At 66.9% G+C, this 3411-nt stretch carries 1 protein-coding gene; it reads right to left on the minus strand.

Translation table 11 applies throughout. The features are described from left to right. Positions 1 to 107 precede the first annotated feature (107 nt). A complete protein-coding gene (locus QZ271_RS14140; RefSeq protein WP_291432556.1) occupies positions 108 to 3272 on the minus strand; it encodes a DEAD/DEAH box helicase in 3165 nt (1054 codons plus the stop codon). Between the last annotated feature and the right edge of the window lie 139 nt (positions 3273 to 3411).

Here is a 3411-nt window from a genome sequence, read left to right on the forward strand (position 1 = left end):
ACGAGTAGAAACTCTTGCCCAGTGCAACGACGGCTCCCCCTGCCCCCCTGGGGTAGGGGGCTGGGGGGTGGGGCAGCCCGCCGCCAGGCGCCCACCTTGCAGGTCATCTACCCGAAGTACCCGAGCAGGTCGATCAGCGTGCGGGCGTAGTCGTTGGGTTTAATGCCACGTTTTTCGAGTTTCACGCTGGGCGGGAAGGTCACGACCTCGGTCTTGTAGGGGAAGGCGCGCAGGCCGGGGGCGTCGTAGTCCAGGGTCTTGTACGCGAAGGTGATCTGGATCTGGGTCATGGTCTCGCCGATGCTCAGGACGCGGCGGGCGGCGGCGGTGAGGCGCAGTTTGGCGAGGTCGATGAAGTTCTGCACTTCGGGGGTGGGCGGGCCGTACTTTTTGCGCAGATCGCGTTCGACGCGGCTGATGGCTTGCAGGGTGCGGCTTTCGCTGAGGCGGCCGTAGGTGGCGATGCGGGCTTCCTCGTCGCTGTTGCCGTCGGCGTTCAGGAAGTACTCGGGTGACAGGCGGGCGTCGATGGGCAGGTCGATGCTGATGTTGACGGGCCCTTCGATCTTCTCGCCTTTGAGTTTGGCGACGGCTTCGGCGAGCAGTTCGGTGTACACGTCGATACTGACGGCCTGTACGTGCCCGTGCTGTTCCTCGCCGAGGATGTTGCCCACGCCGCGAATTTCCATGTCTTTCTCGGCGAGCAGGTGCCCGCTGCCGAGGTCCTGGAGGTCCGCGATGGCCCACAGGCGGCGCTGGGCGTTCTCGGTCATGCGGGGCGGGTAGAACAGGTACGCGTACGCGGTCTGGGCGCGGCGGCCGACGCGGCCACGCAGTTGGTACAGCTGGGCGAGGCCCAGGCGGTCGCTGCGTTCGATCAGGATGGTGTTCGCTTCGGGGATGTCCAGGCCGGTTTCGACGATGGTGGTGGCGAGCAGCACGTCGAAGGCGCCCTGTTCGAAGCCGAGCATGATCTCCTCGAGTTCTTCCTCGTTCATGCGGCCGTGCGCGACGCCGATGCGGGCCTCGGGGACGAGGTTGCGCAGGTACAGGCTGCGCGCGCCGATGCTGGCGACGCGGTCGTGAATGTAGAAGACCTTGCCGCCCCGTTCGATTTCCGTGAGGATCGCGTCGCGTACCGTGATGGGATCGAAGGGCGCCAGGACGGTCTGGATGGGTTTGCGGCCTTTGGGTGGCGTCTGGATGGAGCTCATGTCGCGCAGGCCGACCATGCTCATGTACAGCGTGCGGGGGATGGGCGTGGCGGACAGGGCGAGGGTGTCCACGGCGCGGGCGTCCTGCGGAATGTCGATCTTGCCGTCCTTGGCGGTGGGCGGCAGGCCCCGCAGCGCGCGGAGTTTCTCTTTCTGGCCCACGCCGAAGCGGTGTTCCTCATCGACGATGATCAGGCCCAGGTCGCGGAATTGCACGTCGCCACTCAGGAGGCGGTGCGTGCCGATCAGGATGTCCACCTTGCCGGCGGCGGCGTCCGCGAGGATGCTGCGCGCCTGCTGCGGGGTCGTGAAGCGTGACAGGCCCTCGACCCGCACCGGCATGCCCCTGAACCGTTCCACGAAGGTGCTGGCGTGCTGCTCGGCCAGCAGCGTGGTAGGCACGAGGACCGCGACCTGCTTGCCGTGCCCGACGACGCGGTGCGCGGCGCGCAGGGCCACCTCGGTTTTCCCGAAGCCCACGTCGCCGGAAATGAGGCGGTCAGCGGGGTTGGGTTTTTCGAGGTCGCGCATGGTTTCTTTCAGGGCGGTTTTCTGGTCGGCGGTCAGTTCGAACTGGAAGTTCTTCTCGATCTGCTCGTCCCATTCGGGCTGCGCGGGGAAGGCGTTGCCGGGCGTGACCTGCCGCGCCGCGTACTGCACGAGCAGTTTCCCGGCGACCTCCTCGGCGTTCTTGCGGGCTTTCTCCTTGGCTTTCGCCCAGTCTTTCTTGTCGAAGGAACTCAGGCTGGGCGGGTCGTCCGTGGTGCCCGGGTGGCGGCGCAGGACCGGCAGTTGCTCGATGGGAACGCGCAGGGTCGCGCCGCCCCGGTACGTGAGGTTCAGGTAGTCCCGCGTGACACCCAGCACCTTCAGGGTTTCCAGGCCCTCGAACTGCCCGATGCCGTGCTCGGGGTGAATCAGGTAATCCCCGACGTGCAGGCCCAGTGCGTCCGTGACGGGTTTACCGTTCAGGCGCTTGCCACGCAGGGCGCTGCCTCCCTGGAAGCCGTAGATCAGGTCCTCGGTGATGACGACCGTGTTGTGCTCGGGAATGACGAACCCGCCCTCACCGGCCGCGCGCAGGAAGCCCAGGCCGCCCTGAGGCACACGCGGAACGTTCAGCCACGGAATCTCGTGGGTGCCGAGCAGTTTATCCGCGAGGTACGCGGCCGTGCGGTCGTGCCGCACGAGGATCAGCACGCGGTAGTTCGCTGCTCGCCACTCCTGCACGTCTCGTTCCAGATCGCCCAGGCGGGCGCGGTAGAACGGCAGGGTGATCAGGCCGGTCTCCAGGTCCGGCAGGTCCAGCGCCGTGCGCCCGAAACTGGTGATGTCCCGCGCCGCCAGTTTCGGCCACAGCGTGTCGATCAGCACGCCCAGACTGCTCGCATAGAACTCCGGGGAATCCAGGAATACCCGCCCGGGCAGCAGTTCCAGGCGCGTGGCGTCCCACTTCGTTGCCGTCAGGTACTCGGCGGTGGGTTCCAGCGTGAAGCTCTGCGCCTTCTCGCCCGTCAGTGCGCCCGATTTCAGGAATCTCAGGGTGTCCAGCTCGTCCCCGAAGAACTCCGCGCGCACCCACACGCCCTCCTGCGCCTCGGCAGGCAGGCCGAAACCCGGCGTGAGCCGCAGTTCCAGCGTGTCGCCCTGAATCTCGAATCCCGCCTCTCCCTCCTCGCGGCTGGTCCAGTCGCCACGTTCGTAGCCCAGGCGTTCCAGGCGCGACAGCAACTCCTCACGGGGGTAGTTCGAGCCGACCCGCAGGGTCAGGGCGTGGTCTTCCGGGCGGGCCGGGAACAGGTCGAGCGCCGTGTTCACGTCCAGTACCACGTGCTCGTGCCGGGCGTCCCAGTCGCGCAGGCCTGGGTTCACGCTGACCGGCGCACCCAGCGCGCCCGCCGTGACGTAACTCCCCAGGCGGTCTGGGGTGGTCAGCAGCACCGCCGGGCCAGGAAACGCCGCGAACAGCGCCGCCCGCGCCACCTGCGGCAACAAGAGAAGATTCCCTGCCGGAGCGGCAGGCAGCAACTTGGAAAGATTGGGCGCGGCAACAGTCACCTGAAGAGTTTACGCGCCCACACGCACGACGACAGAGAGCAAACAGACGAGGCGGCGCTCATCGGTAGTTGGCTGGAACTATGCCCGACAGGAAACGCCTTGAGGCCGTGACAGCCACGCTCGCAGCGTCCAAACGCGA

It is taken from the genome of Deinococcus sp., from assembly GCF_018260555.1.
Taxonomy (GTDB): Bacteria; Deinococcota; Deinococci; order Deinococcales; family Deinococcaceae; genus Deinococcus.